Source organism: Aliivibrio fischeri ATCC 7744 = JCM 18803 = DSM 507 (assembly GCF_023983475.1).
Lineage (GTDB): Bacteria > Pseudomonadota > Gammaproteobacteria > Enterobacterales > Vibrionaceae > Aliivibrio > Aliivibrio fischeri.
The window spans coordinates 615,608-636,770 of sequence record NZ_CP092712.1; the positions used below are offsets into that span (position 1 = coordinate 615,608).

General features: G+C 40.7%; 15 protein-coding genes, 2 tRNA genes and 3 rRNA genes. 13 read left to right on the top strand and 7 right to left on the bottom strand.

The genetic code is table 11. From position 1 onward, the window contains the following. Positions 1–13: 13 nt before the first annotated feature. The 5 genes from AVFI_RS02910 to AVFI_RS02930 all read left to right on the top strand — a co-directional run bounded on the left by AVFI_RS02910 (position 14) and on the right by AVFI_RS02930 (position 5,339). Positions 14–1,566 (top strand): 16S ribosomal RNA (locus tag AVFI_RS02910). Between the two features lie 402 nt (positions 1,567–1,968). Further along, a 23S ribosomal RNA gene (locus AVFI_RS02915) occupies positions 1,969–4,859 on the top strand. A 94-nt stretch (positions 4,860–4,953) separates the two neighbouring features. Next, a 5S ribosomal RNA gene (rrf, locus tag AVFI_RS02920) occupies positions 4,954–5,069 on the top strand. The 16S, 23S and 5S rRNA genes sit together here with 2 tRNA genes alongside, the layout of an rRNA operon. An 80-nt stretch (positions 5,070–5,149) precedes the next feature. Then, positions 5,150–5,226: transfer RNA gene (locus AVFI_RS02925), tRNA-Asp, on the top strand. Between the two features lie 36 nt (positions 5,227–5,262). Next, a tRNA-Trp gene (locus tag AVFI_RS02930) sits at positions 5,263–5,339 on the top strand. An 813-nt stretch (positions 5,340–6,152) separates the two neighbouring features. On the opposite strand, the gene AVFI_RS20445 is transcribed toward AVFI_RS02930, so the two are convergent. Further along, the gene (locus tag AVFI_RS20445) at positions 6,153–6,626 is read right to left on the bottom strand and encodes a type IV pilin protein (RefSeq protein WP_012534278.1); all 474 of its coding nucleotides are present in this window, start codon (positions 6,624–6,626) and stop codon (positions 6,153–6,155) included. A gap of 103 nt (positions 6,627–6,729) precedes the next feature. On the opposite strand from AVFI_RS20445, the gene AVFI_RS02945 reads away from it, so the two are divergent. The 4 genes from AVFI_RS02945 to AVFI_RS02960 are packed head-to-tail and all read left to right on the top strand — an operon-like array spanning position 6,730 to position 9,490. Continuing rightward, on the top strand, positions 6,730–7,230 hold the full coding sequence (locus AVFI_RS02945; RefSeq protein WP_188864004.1) for a prepilin-type N-terminal cleavage/methylation domain-containing protein: 501 nt from the start codon (positions 6,730–6,732) through the stop codon (positions 7,228–7,230). Continuing rightward, positions 7,211–7,810 carry a PilW family protein gene (locus AVFI_RS02950; protein ID WP_188864003.1) on the top strand — a complete coding sequence of 200 codons (600 nt, stop codon included), beginning with the start codon at positions 7,211–7,213 and terminating at the stop codon, positions 7,808–7,810. Before AVFI_RS02945 ends, AVFI_RS02950 begins: the two co-directional genes overlap by 20 nt. After that, a complete protein-coding gene (locus tag AVFI_RS02955) occupies positions 7,807–9,072 on the top strand; it encodes a hypothetical protein (RefSeq protein ID WP_199414903.1) in 1,266 nt (421 codons plus the stop codon). The genes AVFI_RS02950 and AVFI_RS02955 overlap by 4 nt, the downstream gene beginning before the upstream one ends. Then, positions 9,062–9,490, top strand: coding sequence for a type IV pilus modification PilV family protein (locus tag AVFI_RS02960; RefSeq protein ID WP_065622256.1), 429 nt, complete (start codon positions 9,062–9,064; stop codon positions 9,488–9,490). Before AVFI_RS02955 ends, AVFI_RS02960 begins: the two co-directional genes overlap by 11 nt. A gap of 35 nt (positions 9,491–9,525) precedes the next feature. Here the strand turns inward: AVFI_RS02960 and AVFI_RS02965 are convergent, their stop codons facing one another. Continuing rightward, positions 9,526–10,395 (bottom strand): IS982 family transposase, encoded by an 870-nt coding sequence (locus AVFI_RS02965; protein ID WP_188863985.1) that lies wholly within the window; start codon positions 10,393–10,395, stop codon positions 9,526–9,528. A 137-nt stretch (positions 10,396–10,532) separates the two neighbouring features. Further along, the gene (gene chrA / locus AVFI_RS02970; RefSeq protein ID WP_188863984.1) at positions 10,533–11,684 is read right to left on the bottom strand and encodes a chromate efflux transporter; all 1,152 of its coding nucleotides are present in this window, start codon (positions 11,682–11,684) and stop codon (positions 10,533–10,535) included. Between the two features lie 49 nt (positions 11,685–11,733). Between chrA and AVFI_RS02975 the strand changes: the two genes are divergently transcribed. Beyond that, positions 11,734–12,726, top strand: a complete 993-nt coding sequence (locus AVFI_RS02975) for a LysR family transcriptional regulator (protein ID WP_041941307.1) — start codon at positions 11,734–11,736, stop codon at positions 12,724–12,726. A gap of 18 nt (positions 12,727–12,744) precedes the next feature. Here AVFI_RS02975 and AVFI_RS02980 read toward each other — a convergent pair whose 3' ends face one another. From AVFI_RS02980 to AVFI_RS02990, 3 genes are all read right to left on the bottom strand, one after another. Continuing rightward, positions 12,745–12,933, bottom strand: coding sequence for a YqaE/Pmp3 family membrane protein (locus tag AVFI_RS02980; protein ID WP_005417846.1), 189 nt, complete (start codon positions 12,931–12,933; stop codon positions 12,745–12,747). A 116-nt stretch (positions 12,934–13,049) separates the two neighbouring features. Further along, positions 13,050–14,081, bottom strand: a complete 1,032-nt coding sequence (dapD, locus tag AVFI_RS02985; RefSeq protein WP_011261330.1) for a 2,3,4,5-tetrahydropyridine-2,6-dicarboxylate N-succinyltransferase — start codon at positions 14,079–14,081, stop codon at positions 13,050–13,052. 217 nt (positions 14,082–14,298) lie between these two features. Beyond that, positions 14,299–14,589 carry a YebG family protein gene (locus AVFI_RS02990; protein WP_005417850.1) on the bottom strand — a complete coding sequence of 97 codons (291 nt, stop codon included), beginning with the start codon at positions 14,587–14,589 and terminating at the stop codon, positions 14,299–14,301. Between the two features lie 191 nt (positions 14,590–14,780). Between AVFI_RS02990 and AVFI_RS02995 the strand changes: the two genes are divergently transcribed. Then, a complete protein-coding gene (locus tag AVFI_RS02995) occupies positions 14,781–15,416 on the top strand; it encodes an alternative oxidase (RefSeq protein ID WP_012533333.1) in 636 nt (211 codons plus the stop codon). A gap of 31 nt (positions 15,417–15,447) precedes the next feature. Here the strand turns inward: AVFI_RS02995 and AVFI_RS03000 are convergent, their stop codons facing one another. Beyond that, positions 15,448–16,323 carry a LysR substrate-binding domain-containing protein gene (locus tag AVFI_RS03000; RefSeq protein WP_063669603.1) on the bottom strand — a complete coding sequence of 292 codons (876 nt, stop codon included), beginning with the start codon at positions 16,321–16,323 and terminating at the stop codon, positions 15,448–15,450. 135 nt (positions 16,324–16,458) lie between these two features. On the opposite strand from AVFI_RS03000, the gene AVFI_RS03005 reads away from it, so the two are divergent. Both AVFI_RS03005 and recC read left to right on the top strand, forming a co-directional pair. Next, positions 16,459–17,448, top strand: a complete 990-nt coding sequence (locus AVFI_RS03005) for a TDT family transporter (RefSeq protein WP_188863766.1) — start codon at positions 16,459–16,461, stop codon at positions 17,446–17,448. A gap of 81 nt (positions 17,449–17,529) precedes the next feature. After that, positions 17,530–20,949, top strand: a complete 3,420-nt coding sequence (gene recC / locus AVFI_RS03010; RefSeq protein WP_188863765.1) for an exodeoxyribonuclease V subunit gamma — start codon at positions 17,530–17,532, stop codon at positions 20,947–20,949. Positions 20,950–21,163: the final 214 nt, after the last annotated feature.

The following is a 21,163-nucleotide window of genomic DNA, read 5'->3' on the forward strand; positions in this document are numbered from 1 at the left end:
ACCAAAAAAACTTTAATTGAAGAGTTTGATCATGGCTCAGATTGAACGCTGGCGGCAGGCCTAACACATGCAAGTCGAGCGGAAACGACTTAACTGAACCTTCGGGGAACGTTAAGGGCGTCGAGCGGCGGACGGGTGAGTAATGCCTGGGAATATGCCTTAGTGTGGGGGATAACTATTGGAAACGATAGCTAATACCGCATAATGTCTTCGGACCAAAGAGGGGGACCTTCGGGCCTCTCGCGCTAAGATTAGCCCAGGTGAGATTAGCTAGTTGGTGAGGTAAGAGCTCACCAAGGCGACGATCTCTAGCTGGTCTGAGAGGATGATCAGCCACACTGGAACTGAGACACGGTCCAGACTCCTACGGGAGGCAGCAGTGGGGAATATTGCACAATGGGCGAAAGCCTGATGCAGCCATGCCGCGTGTATGAAGAAGGCCTTCGGGTTGTAAAGTACTTTCAGTAGGGAGGAAGGTGTTGTAGTTAATAGCTGCAGCATTTGACGTTACCTACAGAAGAAGCACCGGCTAACTCCGTGCCAGCAGCCGCGGTAATACGGAGGGTGCGAGCGTTAATCGGAATTACTGGGCGTAAAGCGCATGCAGGTGGTTCATTAAGTCAGATGTGAAAGCCCGGGGCTCAACCTCGGAACCGCATTTGAAACTGGTGAACTAGAGTGCTGTAGAGGGGGGTAGAATTTCAGGTGTAGCGGTGAAATGCGTAGAGATCTGAAGGAATACCAGTGGCGAAGGCGGCCCCCTGGACAGACACTGACACTCAGATGCGAAAGCGTGGGGAGCAAACAGGATTAGATACCCTGGTAGTCCACGCCGTAAACGATGTCTACTTGGAGGTTGTTCCCTTGAGGAGTGGCTTTCGGAGCTAACGCGTTAAGTAGACCGCCTGGGGAGTACGGTCGCAAGATTAAAACTCAAATGAATTGACGGGGGCCCGCACAAGCGGTGGAGCATGTGGTTTAATTCGATGCAACGCGAAGAACCTTACCTACTCTTGACATCCAGAGAATTCGCTAGAGATAGCTTAGTGCCTTCGGGAACTCTGAGACAGGTGCTGCATGGCTGTCGTCAGCTCGTGTTGTGAAATGTTGGGTTAAGTCCCGCAACGAGCGCAACCCTTATCCTTGTTTGCCAGCACGTAATGGTGGGAACTCCAGGGAGACTGCCGGTGATAAACCGGAGGAAGGTGGGGACGACGTCAAGTCATCATGGCCCTTACGAGTAGGGCTACACACGTGCTACAATGGCGCATACAGAGGGCTGCAAGCTAGCGATAGTGAGCGAATCCCAAAAAGTGCGTCGTAGTCCGGATTGGAGTCTGCAACTCGACTCCATGAAGTCGGAATCGCTAGTAATCGTAGATCAGAATGCTACGGTGAATACGTTCCCGGGCCTTGTACACACCGCCCGTCACACCATGGGAGTGGGCTGCAAAAGAAGTGGGTAGTTTAACCTTCGGGAGGACGCTCACCACTTTGTGGTTCATGACTGGGGTGAAGTCGTAACAAGGTAGCCCTAGGGGAACCTGGGGCTGGATCACCTCCTTAAACGATAGATTGCGATTTATGAGTGTTCACACAGATTAATTAGGTTTTGAAAGTTGAAGTTGTAGAGCTTTAATTAATAATTCCGATTATTGATTAAAGCTTTTTGCTTTAAGCTCTTTAACAATTTGGAAAGCTGACTGATTTAGCTTAATTTGTTTTTACTTCTGAAAAAGTAAAACAAAACAGCTCAAGGCTGTAATTAAGTTAAATCAAAATTTAAAAGTTCTTAATATCCTTTGTTTTACTCTGTAAAACGAAGAACAACACATTCAAGTGTTCCTGTATTTTGAATCCGGCGAAAAACCAGAACTCGCAATGACGAGTTCAACCTTGGTTGCTGTTTTGTCTTCACTTTTAAAAAGTGAAAGCAAATGGTCCATACGAAACCTCTTGGGGTTGTATGGTTAAGTGACTAAGCGTACACGGTGGATGCCTTGGCAGTCAGAGGCGATGAAAGACGTATTAACTTGCGATAAGCCCAGATTAGGTAGTAAAAACCATTTGAGTCTGGGATTTCTGAATGGGGAAACCCACGTGCATAAGCACGTATCACTACATGAATACATAGTGTAGTGAGGCGAACCGGGAGAACTGAAACATCTAAGTACCCCGAGGAAGAGAAATCAACCGAGATCCCGAAAGTAGCGGCGAGCGAAATTGGGTTAGCCCTTAAGCTTTTAATGAGACAGGTGAAGGCTCTGGAAAGTGCCGCGATACAGGGTGATAGCCCCGTAACCGACATCTCATCATCAGTGAAAACGAGTAAGGCGGGACACGTGATATCCTGTCTGAATATGGGGGGACCATCCTCCAAGGCTAAATACTACTGACTGACCGATAGTGAACCAGTACCGTGAGGGAAAGGCGAAAAGAACCCCTGTGAGGGGAGTGAAATAGAACCTGAAACCGTGTACGTACAAGCAGTAGGAGCACCCTCGTGGTGTGACTGCGTACCTTTTGTATAATGGGTCAGCGACTTATATTCAGTGGCAAGGTTAACCGTTTAGGGGAGCCGTAGGGAAACCGAGTCTTAACTGGGCGTTCAGTCTCTGGATATAGACCCGAAACCAGGTGATCTAGCCATGGGCAGGTTGAAGATTGAGTAACATCAATTGGAGGACCGAACCGACTAATGTTGAAAAATTAGCGGATGACTTGTGGCTAGGGGTGAAAGGCCAATCAAACCTGGAGATAGCTGGTTCTCCCCGAAATCTATTTAGGTAGAGCCTCGGACGAATACTACTGGGGGTAGAGCACTGTTAAGGCTAGGGGGTCATCCCGACTTACCAACCCTTTGCAAACTCCGAATACCAGTAAGTACTATCCGGGAGACACACGGCGGGTGCTAACGTCCGTCGTGGAGAGGGAAACAACCCAGACCGCCAGCTAAGGTCCCAAAGTTATAGTTAAGTGGGAAACGATGTGGGAAGGCTCAGACAGCCAGGATGTTGGCTTAGAAGCAGCCATCATTTAAAGAAAGCGTAATAGCTCACTGGTCGAGTCGGCCTGCGCGGAAGATGTAACGGGGCTAAACTATACACCGAAGCTGCGGCAATACAGTTTACTGTATTGGGTAGGGGAGCGTTCTGTAAGCGGTTGAAGGTGCGTTGTAAAGCGTGCTGGACGTATCAGAAGTGCGAATGCTGACATGAGTAACGATAAAGCGGGTGAAAAACCCGCTCGCCGGAAGACCAAGGGTTCCTGTCCAACGTTAATCGGGGCAGGGTAAGTCGACCCCTAAGGCGAGGCCGAAAGGCGTAGTCGATGGGAAACGGGTTAATATTCCCGTACTTCTTACAATTGCGATGGGGGGACGGAGAAGGCTAGGTGGGCTTGGCGACGGTCGTCCAAGTTCAAGTATGTAGGCTGTATTCTTAGGCAAATCCGGGAATACACTAGGCTGAGATACGATGTCGAGCTACTACGGTAGTGAAGCCATTGATGCCATGCTTCCAGGAAAAGCCTCTAAGCTTCAGATTGTAAGGAATCGTACCCCAAACCGACACAGGTGGTCGAGTAGAGAATACTAAGGCGCTTGAGAGAACTCGGGTGAAGGAACTAGGCAAAATGGTACCGTAACTTCGGGAGAAGGTACGCTCCTAGCGGTGATGAGACTTGCTCTCTAAGCTGCCGGGAGTCGCAGATACCAGGTGGCTGCAACTGTTTATTAAAAACATAGCACTGTGCTAAATCGTAAGATGACGTATACGGTGTGACGCCTGCCCGGTGCTTGAAGGTTAATTGATGGGGTTAGACTTCGGTCGAAGCTCTTGATCGAAGCCCAAGTAAACGGCGGCCGTAACTATAACGGTCCTAAGGTAGCGAAATTCCTTGTCGGGTAAGTTCCGACCTGCACGAATGGCGTAATGATGGCCACGCTGTCTCCACCCGAGACTCAGTGAAATTGAAATCGCTGTGAAGATGCAGTGTACCCGCGGCTAGACGGAAAGACCCCGTGAACCTTTACTACAGCTTGGCACTGAACATTGACCCTACATGTGTAGGATAGGTGGGAGCCTTTGAAGCAAGTACGCCAGTATTTGTGGAGGCAATCTTGAAATACCACCCTTGTATGCTTGATGTTCTAACGTTGGCCCCTTATCGGGGTTGCGGACAGTGCCTGGTGGGTAGTTTGACTGGGGCGGTCTCCTCCCAAAGAGTAACGGAGGAGCACGAAGGTGGGCTAATCACGGTTGGACATCGTGAGGTTAGTGCAATGGCATAAGCCCGCTTGACTGCGAGAATGACAATTCGAGCAGGTGCGAAAGCAGGTCATAGTGATCCGGTGGTTCTGAATGGAAGGGCCATCGCTCAACGGATAAAAGGTACTCCGGGGATAACAGGCTGATACCGCCCAAGAGTTCATATCGACGGCGGTGTTTGGCACCTCGATGTCGGCTCATCACATCCTGGGGCTGAAGTCGGTCCCAAGGGTATGGCTGTTCGCCATTTAAAGTGGTACGCGAGCTGGGTTTAGAACGTCGTGAGACAGTTCGGTCCCTATCTGCCGTGGGCGTTGGATGATTGAAGGGGGCTGCTCCTAGTACGAGAGGACCGGAGTGGACGAACCTCTGGTGTTCGGGTTGTCACGCCAGTGGCATTGCCCGGTAGCTAAGTTCGGAATCGATAAACGCTGAAAGCATCTAAGCGTGAAGCGAGCCCTGAGATGAGTCATCCCTGATACTTTAAGTATCCTAAAGGGTTGTTGGAGACTACGACGTAGATAGGTCAGGTGTGTAAGTGCTGCGAGGCATTGAGCTAACTGATACTAATTGCCCGTGAGGCTTAACCATACAACACCCAAGGGGTTTTGAACGGATTTGAAGTTGCAAGAAACGAATTGAATGTGATTAAGAACACAATAAGTTTTCCGAATTAAAGAATTTGCTTGGCGACCATAGCATTATGGACCCACCTGATCCCATGCCGAACTCAGAAGTGAAACGTAATAGCGCCGATGGTAGTGTGGGGTTTCCCCATGTGAGAGTAGGACATCGCCAGGCTTCAAATTTATTTTCATTTTTTAAAAAGTGAAGAAAAAAGTGTTATGAACACTTGTCAGCGACGACAAGTAGTCCACTGCGGAGTGGTAGTTCAGTTGGTTAGAATACCGGCCTGTCACGCCGGGGGTCGCGGGTTCGAGTCCCGTCCACTCCGCCACTTATTTAGACAGAGTTAAGTCTTTAAAATAACTACAGGGGTGTAGCTCCAATTGGCAGAGCAGCGGATTCCAAATCCGCGTGTTGGGAGTTCGAATCTCTCCACCCCTGCCATACTTAAGAAGGCTCATATCGAAAGATATGAGCCTTTTTGCTATTTGCAGATTGAGAAAAGAGCAGCGGATTCCCCCACCATAAGAACGCGCGTGTTGGGAGTTCGAATCTCTCCACCCCTGCCATATTAAAGAAGGCTCATATCGAAAGATATGAGCCTTTTTGCTATTTGCAGTTTAGGAAAGAGCAGCGGATTCTCCCACTATAAGAACACGCGTGTTGGGAGTTCGAATCTCTCCACCCCTGCCATACTTAAGAAGGCTCATATCGAAAGATATGAGCCTTTTTGTTATTTGCGGTTTAGGAAAGAGCAGCGGATTCTCCCACCATAAGAACACGCGTGTAGGGAGTTCGAATCTCTCCACCCCTGCCATACTTAAGAAGGCTCATATCGAGAGATATGAGCCTTTTTGCTATTTGCAGTTTAGGAAAGAGCAGCGGATTCCCCAGCCATAAGAACACGCGTGTAGGGAGTTCGAATCTCTCCACCCCTGCCATACTTAAGAAGGTTCATATCGAAAGGTATGAGCCTTTTTGCTACTTGCAGTTTAGGAAATAACAGCGGATTCCCCCACCATAAGAACACGCGTGTAGGGAGTTCGAACCTCTCAACCTCTGTCATACTTAAGAAGGCTCATATCGAAAGATATGAGCCTTTTTGCTATTTGCAGTTTAGGAAAGAGCAGCGGATTCCCCGCCATAAGAACACGCGTGTAGGGAGTTCGAACCTCTCCATCCCTGCCATATTAAAGAAGGCTCATATCGGAAGATATGAGCTTTTTTGCTATTTGCGATTTAGAAAAGAGTTATGGATTACCAACAGGTTGGAAGTGCCCCTGTGCCGACACCTCCTGCATTTAAAGTTAAAGTACCGCAACTATCGCTATCTTGGCCTAAATCGCTTTGTGGGATTGCTGAAAGCTTATAAATATTCATTCCTGAGTTAGTCAAACTGTAAGATATTGAATATCGTTTATCATTAATTTTACACACACTATCATCTAAACAAGCTCCAGTATTTTTATCAATTGTAAGTTCTAAGAGTGCTTGATATTTTTCTTTTGCCGTGCTTTCCGTTCTTTCTGGATACTCACTCTCTATATGAAGTTGTATTTTTGTTAGTACTTCTAAGGCTTCAGCTCTGTGACTTTTTAAAACATATGATGTATAGCTTGGATAACTTATTGCACTTAGAATTGCAATGATTGCAAGAACGATTAGCAATTCGACTAATGTCACGCCTTTTTGAAATACACATGTGTTCTTACTATTAATTATTCGAATCATTTCGATAACTCATTGAAATTGAATATACCTACTTTTAATCGGTGTTACTCTCTCAAGCAAGATGAAATATCCATAATGAAAATGTTGCAAAGGAAATTGCGAAATGCCTCGCGGGTTTACTCTGTTCGAACTAGTTATCAGTATTGCTGTACTGTCTATTTTATTAATGGCGGCAGGGCCTAGTTTTACTCGTTTATTGGAAGATCAAAGTGTAAAACGATTTGCGGGAGAGATTGAAGGTTTTTTTATTCAAGCTAAATCTGAATCTGTTTTACAAAATAAAAAGTTAAATTTATTTTATATAGATGACTCAGTAAGTTGGATTATCTCTTTAAATCCTGAAGGTTCTTCTGTTGCAACTATTGCTGAAGCAAAAAATACATCATTAGCATTTATAAAATCACTTAATCACCCCAATATAACAATGTCATCTAGTATATCAGTTCTAACTTTTGATCCTGTTAGAGCAACGCCTAATCTATCGAGAAGTTTTTATTTTTATAAAGATAACAATAAAAAGTTAAAATTATCTGTTCATAATATTACAGGTCGAATTAAGTTATGTGGACTTGAGGGGGCTTTTTATGGTTATAAAAAATGTTAATCGTAAACAATATGGAGCGTCATTGATAGAACTTCTAATTGCCTCTTCTATTGGTTTGGTAGCTTTAATGTTGGTTGGGAATATTTACATTAAAGGACAGAAGATCTATGCAGAAAGAAGTCAAAATCTATTATTAGTTCAAGAGTTAAATGATGCTTTACGGTTTATAAAAGAAGAAAGTCAACGAGCAGGGTATCAAGGTGGTAGTTCTGACCTCGCAATATTATCGGGCGCAAATGATATTATTCATGTTTCAGGAGCTCAATTAAGTTTTATTTATCAGTTGGAGCCTGCAGCATCATCTGCGTGGCGTTTTGCTTCTTTTAAGTATGATTCAAATACAATAAAAATCTGCTCTAGAAAAAATATGAATCATATTCCTGATATTAACTATTTACCACAATGCTTATCATTAATTGATAATAACATCATAAATGTGTCGAGTTTCACTCTTAATTATACACACCTAGGTAATTCTGTGAGCTCGGGCTATTTAACTATTTCAACAACAGCCGAACTAAAAAATACAAATCATCAGTACTCTTCTGAAATCAAAATACAACAAAGGAACTGGAAATGAATAAAAAGCAAAGGGGGGCAATAACCTTACTCGTTTCTAGCTGTATTTTAATGGCTTCTTTAATTTTATCTTTAGGAAGCTATAAACATATTTTTTATCAAGTAAAACGAGCTCAAAATGAGGTCGAGGCAAGAAAAGGGTACTGGGCTGCTGAAGGTGGTGTTGAGTGCGTATTTTCAAAAGTATTTATATTAGGAACAGTTCCTAGTGGAGTGATCAGTGAGTGTGCTCCTTTAAATTTAGATTCTTTATCAATAGCATCGACTGCTCATTATCTTATTAATGCTCAAAAATCCTCTCAGATTGTAAAAAAAGAATTCATGCTAGGTGGAGATGGTGGTGATGGTGCAATTAAATCTGCTTCTAATTTATATTTTTATACAAGTGTGACTTTTACATCTCCTGATCCTGTAAAGCTAGGAGCAGATGGATGGGAATGTGTAGCGGTAAGATATAAGGATAAGATTGGTGCTTTTGGTGCAGTTAAAAATGCAGGAGTAAATCATAGCGTTAAACCTAGTAGTGATTTTGATAACCAAGGTAAAGATTGTAGTCCTGACCATAAAACAGATTCAGCTGCTGGTAGTTCTAATTTCAAGTCGGATTTTCTAAGAGATGGTAAGATTTCACCGTTTAAGGATTTATTTGGTATAGAACCAAGTGACCATAACGTGATTCGAGATAATGGAAAGTTTGATATTTTATATGGTTCAGGAAGTGGAAATGATAAACGTTTATCTGAATGTGGAACTAAATTAAAAGATAGGATTAATGCAGGTAAAGCATATATTTGGGTTGAGGGTAGTTGTGAGATTACTTCGGCTCAATATGAAGGTTTCTCAGAAGCTATGAATAAGAGTAAAAATGGTGCCTTTATTGTTATTCATGATGGCTCTTTGTCAATAATGGGAGCACCTTCAGGTACCACAGCCAAAGATATGAAAGGAGTTATTTTTCATTTTAATCATGATTATGCAGTTCCTACAGATGGAAGTAATTGGAATGGAACAGATGCATATAGTAAATTATACCCTCACGGAGGAAAGCCTAACTCATTATTCCCACCAGAATTTTTATCTACGGCCTCTTTTTATCAACATGGTGCATTTACACTGTTAGGTGGACAATTTTTTGATACAAAAAATCAATCGGCTATTTTTTATACGAGTTCAAATTTTAAATATAACAGTGATATTGTGAATGAATTAGTTTCTGGTCTTGCACAACCTCGATGGGTAAAAGGATCTTGGCATGATTTCTAAACAAAAAGGGTTTAGTTTACTTGAGGTTTTGATTTCATTTGTTTTATTAATTGTTGGTGTTTTAGGCTTAATAAAACTACAAGTCTTTGTAGATAAAAAATCAGAATATGCAGCGAATAGTATACAAGCGTTATATGCGGCAGAGTCTAAACTTGAATACTTTAGAACTCGCTCTATGGACGGTAGTGCTGATGGGACCATTGCATTTGATACCATCGTAACTCAGGCGACACCAGAGTTAATTAATGGATATAAAGTAAGTTGGGAAGTAAAAGATAGCATGCCCACAGTGATTTCTGGTGCAAATGTAGCGACGTTAAAAGAAGTGAGTATTAAAGCCGAGTGGCTTGACCGTTGGAATGAGACCAAAAATGTTACACTGCAAACCATGATATCCAGATATAGTGAATTTAATTAACCTGAATTCTGGATAAAAAATGCTTTAAGCGAGGATTAGTTCAAATTCACATTCTGATAGTTTAATGCGTGGCTTTTGTTTTTTAAACAATAAGCCACAACGCCTGAAATTACATTTAGCATGAAACCAGTCACGCTACGATGACGGCTATGTTCAATTTGAGAGATATTCTTCAATTGGTCATTTATCGTTTCGATAATGTATCTCTTTGATAACATAGCCTTATCAAAAGCACTTATCTCTTTTGCTTTCATGTTTTTTCGCGAGGTAGTCACTAAATCGACATCAGAGTTCTTTAAGCTCTCACTCAACTTTTTACCTATGTACCCTTTATCAGCGTACAATTTTCCCGAGAGTTCTTTGCATAAATCAGGTACAGGAGTCCTATCATTTACATTGCCAGCTGTGATTTTCAGCGAAATAATTTCTCCAAGATGGTTAATCAATAAATGAAGTTTGAAGCCGAAAAACCATCCCATGGTACCTTTTCCTCTTTTCGCAACACCATCAAAGACTTTATGGCGAGGAATTCGAATGTTATGGCATACTTTAAGACTCGTGGAGTCAACAAAAGCAATGCCAGTCGGCTTACCTTTGATAGATTGAAAATAGGCACACATTGGGGCGATTAGGCTAGGCATTTTGCTCACAAATCGAGTGTAGCTAAGTAAATTTGGAAAGTATCCTTTCCAATATTGATGAACTAACCCGATATAGAAGTTCTTGAAATCTCTATGATTTGATTGATGAAAAGCGATGACAATAGTCATACATTCACTAGTAGACATTACTGACTGACGCTTTCTTTTTCTCTCACTAGCCTCAACAAGGTATTTTTCCCATTGAGATAAGAATTGATAACAAAAATCATCGACATCACAAAATATATCAACTAATTTATTCATCTTGCCCACCTTTTAAAATACGTTCAAATAATTCTTGGTCGAAAGATCTGATCGTTAGGTGGGCAATTAGTTCAGCCTTATCCAGAATTCAGGTTAATTAGGTTCAAACATTATGCTTGAACCTAATTTTTCATCAATCACCCAACAAAAGGCAACACACCACCTGCAATAATAAAGAAGCTAACTAATCCAACGATTGGAAGTTTAGCCACTTTTAATAGCGCAAAGCCGATAAGCACTAACGCCATATCTAAGCCAGAATTAACAGCGCTTGTGAATACTGGATCATACAACGCAGAAATTAGTAATCCCACAACTGCTGCATTAATACCAATAATCGCTCCAGAAAGTGCTGGCTTTTTAGCAAGTACTTGCCAGTGGTTAAATACACCAAGAACCAATAAGAAACCCGGTAAGAAAATAGCAACTGTGGCAATGATAGCGCCAAGTACTGGTTGCTCACTCCATAGCTCGTAACCTAAGAAAGTTGCAAAAGTAAACATTGGTCCAGGTACAGCCTGTGCAGCTGCGTAGCCAGTTAAGAAGCTATCTGTGCTAACTTGGTCGCCAACAATATTTTGTAGTAACGGTAGAACAACGTGACCGCCACCAAACACCAAACTACCAGCTTGGAAAAAGTCTGAAAATAAACCAAGTAGCGGTGAGTAACTTACAACTGTAGGTAATACAAAAAAGCATAAAGCAAAGATAATTAAAGGAAGCCAATTGATGCCTTTTGAGTCTTGTTCAATTTGCTCTTTATCATCTGATTTTAAGTAAAAACGTCCAATCAGTGTCGCAATAAATAATGCGAGCAATTGAGTTGTGATAGACGGTAAAATCAGTAACAACGTTGCTGTCATTATACAAAGGAAGACGGTGAGCTTATCTTTACAGAAACTTTTATACATTCCCATAATAGCATCAGCAACGACGACGACAGCGAGTAATTTTAAGCCGTGAATAACACCTTCAAAAACGTCATTACCAAAAAATGAGTGACTGATATTCGCAAGTAATACCATGATAAGAATAGACGGTAATGTAAAGCTAATTGAAGCTAATAAAGCCCCCAGAAGGCCTTTGCGGTGGTAACCTAATGCAAAACCTACTTGGCTTGAGCCTGGTCCTGGTAAAAATTGGCTTAATGCGATTAATTGAGCATATTCTTCTTCACTAATCCATCCACGCTTTTGAACAAATTCATTTCTAAAGTAACCAATGTGGGCAGCTGGCCCACCAAAGCTTACCCAGCCTAACAAAAAAAATCGTTTAAATATTTCAAACATAATCTACTCAGCTTTTGATGTGTGATCCAATTTTGGATATTCAATTTTGATGAGTTCAAGATTACGAGTTACTATAAAATTATTCAAATCGATTGTATTGTTATTAACTATGAATGAAATTAATTGGAAGGCGGTAGACTTAAATTTATTAGTCGCTTTTAGCACTTTAATGGAAACCAAAAGCGTTTCACTCGCTGCAAATAAATTGTTTGTGGGTCAATCAGCGATGAGTCATAGCCTTTCTCGTCTGCGTGAGTTACTACATGATCCTTTGTTTGAAAGACAAGGGCATCAAATGATCCCTACAGCAAAAGCAATTCAATTATATCCTTTAGTTAATAAAGTATTACAAACGATCTCTGGTGATATTTTAAAGGTGGATACGTTTGAAGCGAGTGAGTTTACCGGTACTTTTAAAATAGGGATGACGGATTACGCAGAACTTCTTTTTGCTGCAGATATTTTTGATGCCATTCATCGATTAGCGCCCAATGCGCAACTTTGTTTTACTACGGTAGATAAAGCTAACTATCAAGATCGTTTTGATTCCGAACCATTAGATCTTGTTATTGGAAGCATGAAACCAGAATTAAAAGAATTTCAATATCAAACGTTATACACAGAAAAGCACGTATGTATGTGGGATGGACAGCGACATTCGTTTAGTTCGCCAATCACTCTTGATGATTATATTTCTTTGCCCCACGCATTAGTCAGCCCTGATGGTGCATTAAAAACAGGGGTAGATAAAGAGTTAAAAGCATTAGGAGTGAGTCGTTCTGTTAGTGTGGCCTCTAAGCATTTTTTAACCATAAGACATTTAATGAAAAAAAGAGATTTAATTTGTGTGGTTCCTGAGTTGATGGCTCAGTTAGATCTTTTTTCTGAAAAATTGGTGCATTCAGAGCCACCAATTAATGTTGGGGAATTTGATATTCAATTGATTTGGCAGACGAGAAATAAAGAAAATAAACGCTATCAATGGCTTAAAGAGTTACTTATTCAAACCATTGAGAAAAGCGTTGCCGTTTATAGGGCGTAGTATGAGTTTTTCTAATTTCTATCGCCCAAAAGCGTCTTTAATTTTTTCATCTGTTTTATATTGGCTTAGAGCATAAACAGACCAAATAGCAGCAGGGATCCAACCAATTAATGTGATTTGTAAGATAAGACAAATAATTCCGCTAAATGGACGTCCTATCGTAAAAAACTGTAACCAAGGCAGTAATAAAGCAAGTAGTAGTCTCATTTCGTTTCCTATATCAATAAAAAATGGCCAGTAACAATTACGCTACTGGCCATAAGATTACCTTGGTCTTTATGAATAGAGTGTGAATACCTTATTCATATAATCCAGTTAAAAAATTAGTTATTGCTGTGCAATTCGCTATTTAGTTCAACTGCAGATTTGTTCGTTAAACACTCGATTTGACCAGTGATAGAGTTACGACGGAATAGAAGATCGGTTTTACCAGCAAGATCACGAGCTTTTGCAATTTCAACTTCTTTGCCTTGATTATCTAGCATGCTTACTTTTGTACCAGCAGTAACATATAGGCCTGATTCAATCGTACAACGATCGCCCATTGGGAAACCAAGACCTGCATTAGCACCAAGTAGACAGTTCTCACCAATAGAGATAACCATTTTACCGCCGCCAGAAAGTGTACCCATGATAGAAGCACCACCGCCGATATCTGAACCATTGCCAACAACAACACCAGCAGAAATACGGCCTTCAACCATGCTAACACCCGTAGTACCAGCGTTAAAGTTGATGAAACCTTCGTGCATAACTGTTGTGCCTTCACCTACATGAGCACCTAGACGAACACGTGAAGTATCAGCAATACGAACACCAGTAGGAACCACGTAATCCACCATTTTAGGGAATTTATCAACGCAATCTACCGTTAGTGTTTCGCCAGCTAAACGAGCTTCGATTTGACGATCAGCAAGTTCAGGTAAATCGATTGGACCTTGGTTAGTCCAAGCAATGTTATGTAGAAGACCAAAGATACCATCTAGAACAGTACCGTGTGGTTTAACTAAACGGTTAGAGATAAGTTGAAGCTTTAAGAAACCTTCAGCAACAGATTGAGGTTGCTCATCAGTAGCTAAAACAACAAGAACTAATGGCTGTTTAGATTGAACTGCTTTTTCTGCAAATGCCGCGTTAGCAACATCACCGCTTGCTGCAAATGCGTTAGCAAGTTCAGTACAAACTTCAGAAGAAATTTCGATCGCTTGGTTGCCTTCAGCGTAACCACTTGCTTGTGCAATAGCTGAAACTAGTGCATCAGAAGGGTTAAGTACTGGGTGAGGGAAGAAAGCTTCAATAATTTTATTGTCGCGGTTTTTTGTCGCTGTACCAAAGGCAAGAGCAAAATGAGCCATGTAATGATTCTCCATTTCCATATAAATATTAGTATTTAAAAATAAATCTTACTTCACATCATAAAGAGAGTTGCTGTGATATAGAAGAGCGAAACCATAAAACTTTGGTTAAAAATAGAAAAAGTTAAAAAAGCAGAAAGTGAAGAGCGAGTAGATGTATAGAGTTTAAATAAAAATAGCAGCGATTAGGCTGCTATTTTGAAAGTATTTTTAGCAATTAAGCTGCGTCAGATTCTTCATCTTGAACGGCTTTTATCTTTGCTTTTTTTGGTGCAGGTTTACGTTTAGCACCTAGAGCAATTAATAGATCTTCTTTATGCTTAGCTAGGTATAAAGACATCTCTTCTTGCTTAGCTTCATCTTCAATTAGTTCACTTTCACCTAGAAAAGTAAAAAGCTCATCTGCGATATCAAGCATTTTGTCATAAGCATCGGCTTCCGATTTAGAGGTAAAAGTCATCTTCTCTTCTCCGTTGCGCTCAACTACATATTTGACGATAACAGCCATGGTCGTCTCTCCTATTTAATTAACTGGTGTTTTATACAGTAAGCGAGCTTATGTGTCCACTTGGAGAAACGAAAGTTAGATAAAGTTAACGTCTAACAGATAAGACAAATTTTTATTTGAAGAAAAAAGAGTTGAGCAAGAATAATTAAAGGTGTATTTTAAATGCAACTTTAATTAAAAAGGTGAACAGCATGTCAGATTTTGAATTGAAACATAAAGCAACGAATAAAATTTCAGAGAAGATCGCATATAAAATTACTCAATGTTTGAAGTTCCTTTTGAATATTTTTTATGGTTCAAAGTATGCTAAACGAGCTGTAATTTTAGAAACGATTGCAGCAGTGCCTGGAATGGTGGCTGGCATGTTCAATCATTTGAAAGCATTACGTAGAATGAAAGACGATCAAGGATGGATTCAAGAATTACTAAGCGAAGCTGAAAATGAAAGAATGCATTTAATGATATTTCTAGACATAGCCAAGCCTCGTTGGATTGAACGTCTTTTAGTTTTGCTAGGTCAAGCTGTCTTTATTGTTGTGTATAGCTTTATTTATTTACTCTCTTCGAAAATAGCTCATCGTGTGGTTGGGTATTTTGAAGAGGAAGCGTGTAAGAGTTATACGGAATATTTAGCTAAGATTGATGAGGGTGCTGTTGAAAATGAAGCCGCACCGCAAATAGCGATAGATTATTATCAATTGCCAAGTGATGCGATGTTACGTGATGTTATTCTTAAAATTCGAAACGATGAAGCAAAACATCGAGATCGTAACCATTCATTTGCTGATGCGTATGAAACTCACGATCTTCCTGCTCACCAGCGTTAGATATTTATTGAAATGAGGCTAAACAGCCTCATTATTGTTGAATAAAGTTCATAAAATATTGCAGTAATGGCGTTTGGTATTTTTCTTTATGTACTAATAACCAATATTGTCTTGCCAATGTTTTGTTGTAAGCCAATTTAACTAAGCGACCGTCATTTATTGCGTTTTGTGCTGCGAGTTGAGATAAACATGCTAATCCCATATTTTCAGCACAACAATTAATGATAGCCTCAGTGGTATGAAGTTGTAATGATTCATGCCAGTCATTTAAGTTGGCGGCGATATGATTAATAAAATATTCGCGACTGCCTGAACCTTCTTCACGTAGTAACCAAGTTGAATGCTCCAAATCATCTAATGTCACTTGAGCTTTAGTCGCTAAAGGATGGGAAGGCGAGCAGACTAAATACATGTCGTCTCGTCGCCATTCAATCATATTTAATTTTGGATGATGTGCTTTACCTTCAACTAATCCAATATCAAGCTGAAATTCTAATAATCTATTGATGATTTGTGCTGTGTTTGAAATAAATAACTGCTGAATATCACATGGGTATTGTTGTTGGAATTTACTCAATAATACTGGCGCAATATGATTACCAATCGTATCACTAGCTCCAATGTTTAATGAGCCTGTCAGCTGACTATCCGCTGCAAACTGGTGTTCAATCACTTCAGCTCGTTCTAATAACTCATCTGCTAGAGGAAGTAATTGACGACCTTCGCTATTTAATACTAAGCGGTTATTTACACGATCAAAGACTTTATAACCGAGATTTTTTTCTAATTCAGAGAGAGATAAACTGACGGCTGGTTTAGTTATATACAGTCGCTCAGCCGCTTTTGTCATGGTTTTTTCTTGTGCTATTACAGTAAAAACATTAAGTTGCTTGAGTGAAATTCTCATGACAGGAAGTCCTAAATTAATTAAAAGTCAAGTCGTTAATTTTATTTTAACGCTAGTTTTAATTTATACAAATTTTATTAATGGATTGTTCCGATTAAAATAGCTCTATCGTTAAATAGTACAGAGATTATTGTCATGCTTAATTATACAAAACAAAAAATAGCAGGAGCTCCGACTCCAATGGCGGGATTAGCTCTTGGCATCGCAAGTTTAGGTTGGTGTTGGGAAAACGCATTACCGTTAAATGGTTATGCACAGTGGCTCTCAGCGGCAATTGCGTCTGTTTTATTACTTGTATTAGCGGTTAAGTTTTTATTACATCCAGCTATTTTATGGAATGAGCTAGCACATCCTGTTGTTGGTAGTGTCGCTCCAACGTTTGCAATGGGTACTATGGTGGTATCAGCCTCTATCGGGCATTTTTATCGTGCTGCGGGAGATGTTTTATGGCTTGCTGCGGTAGCGGTTCATATTATTTTCTTAATCTCTTTTATTTATCATCGAGCAAAAGATTTTGAATTGCATCATATGGTGCCAAGTTGGTTTGTTCCACCGGTAGGCTTAATTGTTGCTGATGTTTCTTTCTCTGGTAGCGCATCATTAGCATCAGTAGCTCATTGGGTATTAATGTTTGGTTTAGTTAGCTACGCAATCATGCTACCAATCATGATCTACCGTTTGATTTTTAGTCATGAAGTACCAGATGCCGCAAAACCAACCATCGCAATCATGGCAGCGCCAGCAAGCTTATCATTAGCGGGTTATTTAACAGTGACATCTTCACCATCGCCTGTAATTATTGCGCTTCTATTTGGTATTGCAGTGTTAATGACGAGTGTTATCTACATGGCTTTCTTTAAATTAATGAGACTACCATTTAGTCCTGGTTATGCAGCGTTTACCTTCCCTATGGTCATTGGTGCAACCGCATTATTTAAAACAGCGAACTGGATGTTATCTCAAGGTGTAGCGGCAAATTATGTTTACCAAGTAAGAACGCTCGCTGTTGTTGAATTAGTGATAGCAACTTGTGTGGTGAGCTATGTTGCGATTCATTATTTAGCTCATTACCGTCCAATTACTCGAATGACAAATCGTTTGGCAAATATGAGTCATGCACATTAATTTATAAGCTTTTTTTCTCTTCAAACACATCCAGTTACGTTAAGCTATAGGAACTTTCATTTTCTTATAAGCGAGCTGGGTGTGTTTACTGTTTATCATTCAAATCAACTTGATGTTCTTAAATCACTTGTCGTTGAGTTAATTCGCCTTAACCCCCTTGATAACCCGTTCGAGCAAGAGCAAATACTTGTTCAAAGTCCCGGTATGTCGCAATGGCTCAAAATCGAACTCGCAAAAGAGTTAGGGATTGCCGCCAATCTTACTTTTCCACTTCCTGCTACTTTTATTTGGGATTTGTTTACTCAGGTGCTTGATGATGTGCCAAAGCGTAGTGCTTTTCACAAAGAAGCCATGACATGGAAGATCGTGACATTATTACCAGAGCTGTTAAAACAAGAGGAGTTTGCACCTCAGCAGCGCTATTTAGAAAATGATGAAAACCAACTTAAGTGTTATCAACTGGCTGCAAAAATTGCCGATATCTTTGACCAATATTTAGTATTTCGCCCAGAGTGGATTCAACTGTGGGAAGCCGGAGAAGAGGTTGTCGAATTAGAAGGAGAGCATCCTTGGCAACCTATTTTATGGCGAGCACTCTATGATCAAACACTTGCACTTGGTCATTCGCCTTATCATCGTGCCAATATGTTTGAGCACTTTATCGAAACGCTAGATAATTATTTGCAAACGGGCACTTTACCAAAAGGGATGCCTAAGCGTTTGTTTGTGGTGGGCATCACTTCACTGCCTCCTCGTTATTTGGATGCGCTTGCGGCGTTAGGTCAGCATATTGATGTGCACCTAATGTTTACTAATCCGTGTCGCTATTATTGGGGTGAAATTCGAGACAGAAAATACCTTGCTCGTTTAGAAGCCCGTAACCGTCTGCAAGTTAAATGGCTAGATGATCATAGTGAGCATATTGGTGATACAGAACAGCTAAAAGGCTCAATTGAGGCTAATTTTGAAGATGAATTACATACTTCTGAAGTGGGGAATTCCTTGCTTGCCTCATGGGGGAAATTAGGCCGAGATAATTTGTGCTTACTCTCTGAGATGGAAGCACAAGAGATTGATGCGTTTGTTGATGTTGGTAACGATAATCTACTGCATTCTATTCAGTCTGATATTTTAAATCTTGAAGAGCGCAGCCGTGATGATGTGCTTGATAATAGTCAGCATAAACAGTCAATCAGTTCTAATGATCGTTCCATTCTTTTGCATTCGTGCCATAGCCCAATGCGAGAGGTTGAGGTTTTACACGATCAGTTATTGGATATGTTTGCTAGTGACCCAGACTTAAAGCCACGCGACATTATCGTGATGGTGGCAGACATTAATGTTTACAGTGCAGCGATTCAAGCCGTCTTTGGTAATGCGGCTTTTGATCGTTATATTCCTTTTGCGATTTCCGATCAAAGTGCTGAGCAAGAAACCCCAGTGTTATTGGCTTTCATGACTTTGATGGCGCTGCCTGAGAATCGTTGTGGTCTTTCTGAATTGCTCACATTATTGGAAGTGCCTGCCGTAATGTCTCGTTTTAAATTCAATGCTGAGCAATTTGAAATTGTGAAACGCTGGGCTGAAGAAACCGGTATTCGCTGGGGATTAGATAACAGCACATCTGCACAGTTTGATCTTCCTGAACACAATCAAAACTCTTGGTTATTTGGTATTCAACGCATGTTGCTTGGTTATGCGATGGAGCAAGGTGCTGGGCTATTCGAAGGCATGGCGAGTTACGAACAAGTGCAGGGCATGAATGCGGAAATTGCCGGTAACTTAGCGCAGTTTATTGATCAGCTTTTGACTTATCAGATCATCCTAGGCCAACCGCATACCATTACGACATGGCGAACCACCATCAACCAATTAATGGATGATTTTTTAGATGTTGAATTAGAAGGTGAATTGGTCGTTAAAAGTATTCGAGATCAACTGCAAAAGCTAGAAGAGAACTTAGAAGATGCGGGTTTTGATGCACCAATTTCAGCGCCAATTATTAATAATTATCTGAAAAATAATTTATCTGGCGGTAAAGCGAGTCAACGATTCTTAGCCGGACAAGTTAACTTTTGTACTTTAATGCCAATGCGTTCTATTCCATTTGATGTGGTGTGTTTGCTTGGGATGACGGATGGGGCTTACCCGCGAACTATGCCTGTTGAAGGTTTCGATTTAATGCAAAAACGCATGAAACCGGGTGACCGTTCACGTCGAGATGATGATAGATATCTGTTCTTAGAAGCACTGCAATCGGCAAATAAAGCGTTTTATTTAAGTTATATTGGGCGTTCAATTCGCGATAACACAGAAAAAGCACCGTCAGTATTAATCAGTGAGTTACTTGAATATTGCCAGCAAGGTTATTGCCTAGAGGGTGATAGTGAGTTAAATCCTGAAGCATCCGCAAAACGCTTGGTTAAGCAATTAACCATAGAACACCCTCTGGTTCCTTATAGCCAACAAAGTTTTATTGGTGATAACACAAGCTATGCAAGTGAGTGGTTACCAACGGCTAAATTAGAAGGGGCAGCGGCACCTGAATTTCAGACTGCGCCATTAGTGTATACACCAGAAACAAAAGAATTGGAGCTTACTGAACTGCAACGTTTTTGGCGATTACCTGTTGCTTATTTCTTTAATCGTGGCTTAAAAGTCTTTTTTGAAACAGTAGAGAGTAGAGTTGAAGATGATGAGCCATTTACCATCGATGGTCGTACTGGCTATGGTATGAAATCGGATCTATTAGAGGACTTATTGGCCTATGATGATCCTAACCATATATCTCAAATCTCTCGTGATTTTTATCAGCAGCAAAAAGCCCAAGGTAAATTACCGATTGGTAGCTTTGGTGAAATAGCAGCAGATAAAGAAGTAAACACGATAAAAGATTTGGTTGCTCATATTCAACCATTAACGACATTACCATTAGACGATCAAGAAGTGCGTTTACGCTTTACCTTCCCTCATGGTGAAATGGAACTGCAAGGTTGGTTAAAACAGCGTTATCAGGCAGGAATGCTGCGTTATCGTGGCGGTAAAATTCGCTCACATGAAATTTTAGCAACCTGGATTGATCACCTGTGTCTATGTGCAATGGGCCAGCAGCAATTTACTCACCTATTTGGTACAGATGCGATTTATCACTTTGAAACCATCGAGAAAGAAAAAGCATACCAAGAACTAGAGACTATATTAAGCCTTTATATTTCGGGTAATTGCGCACCATTAGCTTATTTACCAAAAGCGGCATTAGCAGGGCTAGAAGCACACGTTGATAAAAAAGGTGTGTGGAATGATGACGAAGAAACACATCAAAAAGCCCTGAAAAAAATGGCAGATGAATACAATGGAACCCGCTTTGCTGGTGAAAATAGCAATGATTATGTGATACGCATGTGGCCAGAATGGAATGATGATTTTGGTCAGGCTATTTTTGATAATGCTCAAAAGGTATTACGTAATGCATTACTACATAGCGAGAAAGAAAAGTTATAAAGAGTAAAGGTGAGTCATCAGTAGAAAGTAGGGTGGCCGTCAGTAAATCATTTTTAGTGTAGGGCGTTCGCTGTACGGCCACAGGTCAGAGGTTGACCGAATCCTGATTACAAGTGCACATTTAATGAGCGCTTTGTAAGTGGCGCTGAGTGTAACAAAGCTCAAAAAGTGAACCGTGAGAAAGATCTCACATTGATAGCTTTATTATTTTTAT

Bases quoted from the DNA above. Each gene is read 5' to 3' on its own strand.
- AVFI_RS02950 (WP_188864003.1), top strand. From the start codon at position 7,211: ATGGTTATAAAAAATGTTAATCGTAAACAATATGGAGCGTCATTGATA.
- chrA (WP_188863984.1), bottom strand. From the start codon at position 11,684: ATGTTTGAAATATTTAAACGATTTTTTTTGTTAGGCTGGGTAAGCTTT.
- AVFI_RS20445 (WP_012534278.1), bottom strand. From the start codon at position 6,626: ATGATTCGAATAATTAATAGTAAGAACACATGTGTATTTCAAAAAGGC.
- AVFI_RS02965 (WP_188863985.1), bottom strand. From the start codon at position 10,395: ATGAATAAATTAGTTGATATATTTTGTGATGTCGATGATTTTTGTTAT.
- dapD (WP_011261330.1), bottom strand. From the start codon at position 14,081: ATGGCTCATTTTGCTCTTGCCTTTGGTACAGCGACAAAAAACCGCGAC.
- AVFI_RS02980 (WP_005417846.1), bottom strand. From the start codon at position 12,933: ATGAGACTACTACTTGCTTTATTACTGCCTTGGTTACAGTTTTTTACG.
- AVFI_RS02955 (WP_199414903.1), top strand. From the start codon at position 7,807: ATGAATAAAAAGCAAAGGGGGGCAATAACCTTACTCGTTTCTAGCTGT.
- AVFI_RS02960 (WP_065622256.1), top strand. From the start codon at position 9,062: ATGATTTCTAAACAAAAAGGGTTTAGTTTACTTGAGGTTTTGATTTCA.
- AVFI_RS03005 (WP_188863766.1), top strand. From the start codon at position 16,459: ATGCTTAATTATACAAAACAAAAAATAGCAGGAGCTCCGACTCCAATG.
- AVFI_RS02945 (WP_188864004.1), top strand. From the start codon at position 6,730: ATGCCTCGCGGGTTTACTCTGTTCGAACTAGTTATCAGTATTGCTGTA.
- AVFI_RS03000 (WP_063669603.1), bottom strand. From the start codon at position 16,323: ATGAGAATTTCACTCAAGCAACTTAATGTTTTTACTGTAATAGCACAA.
- AVFI_RS02990 (WP_005417850.1), bottom strand. From the start codon at position 14,589: ATGGCTGTTATCGTCAAATATGTAGTTGAGCGCAACGGAGAAGAGAAG.
- AVFI_RS02975 (WP_041941307.1), top strand. From the start codon at position 11,734: ATGAGTTCAAGATTACGAGTTACTATAAAATTATTCAAATCGATTGTA.
- AVFI_RS02995 (WP_012533333.1), top strand. From the start codon at position 14,781: ATGTCAGATTTTGAATTGAAACATAAAGCAACGAATAAAATTTCAGAG.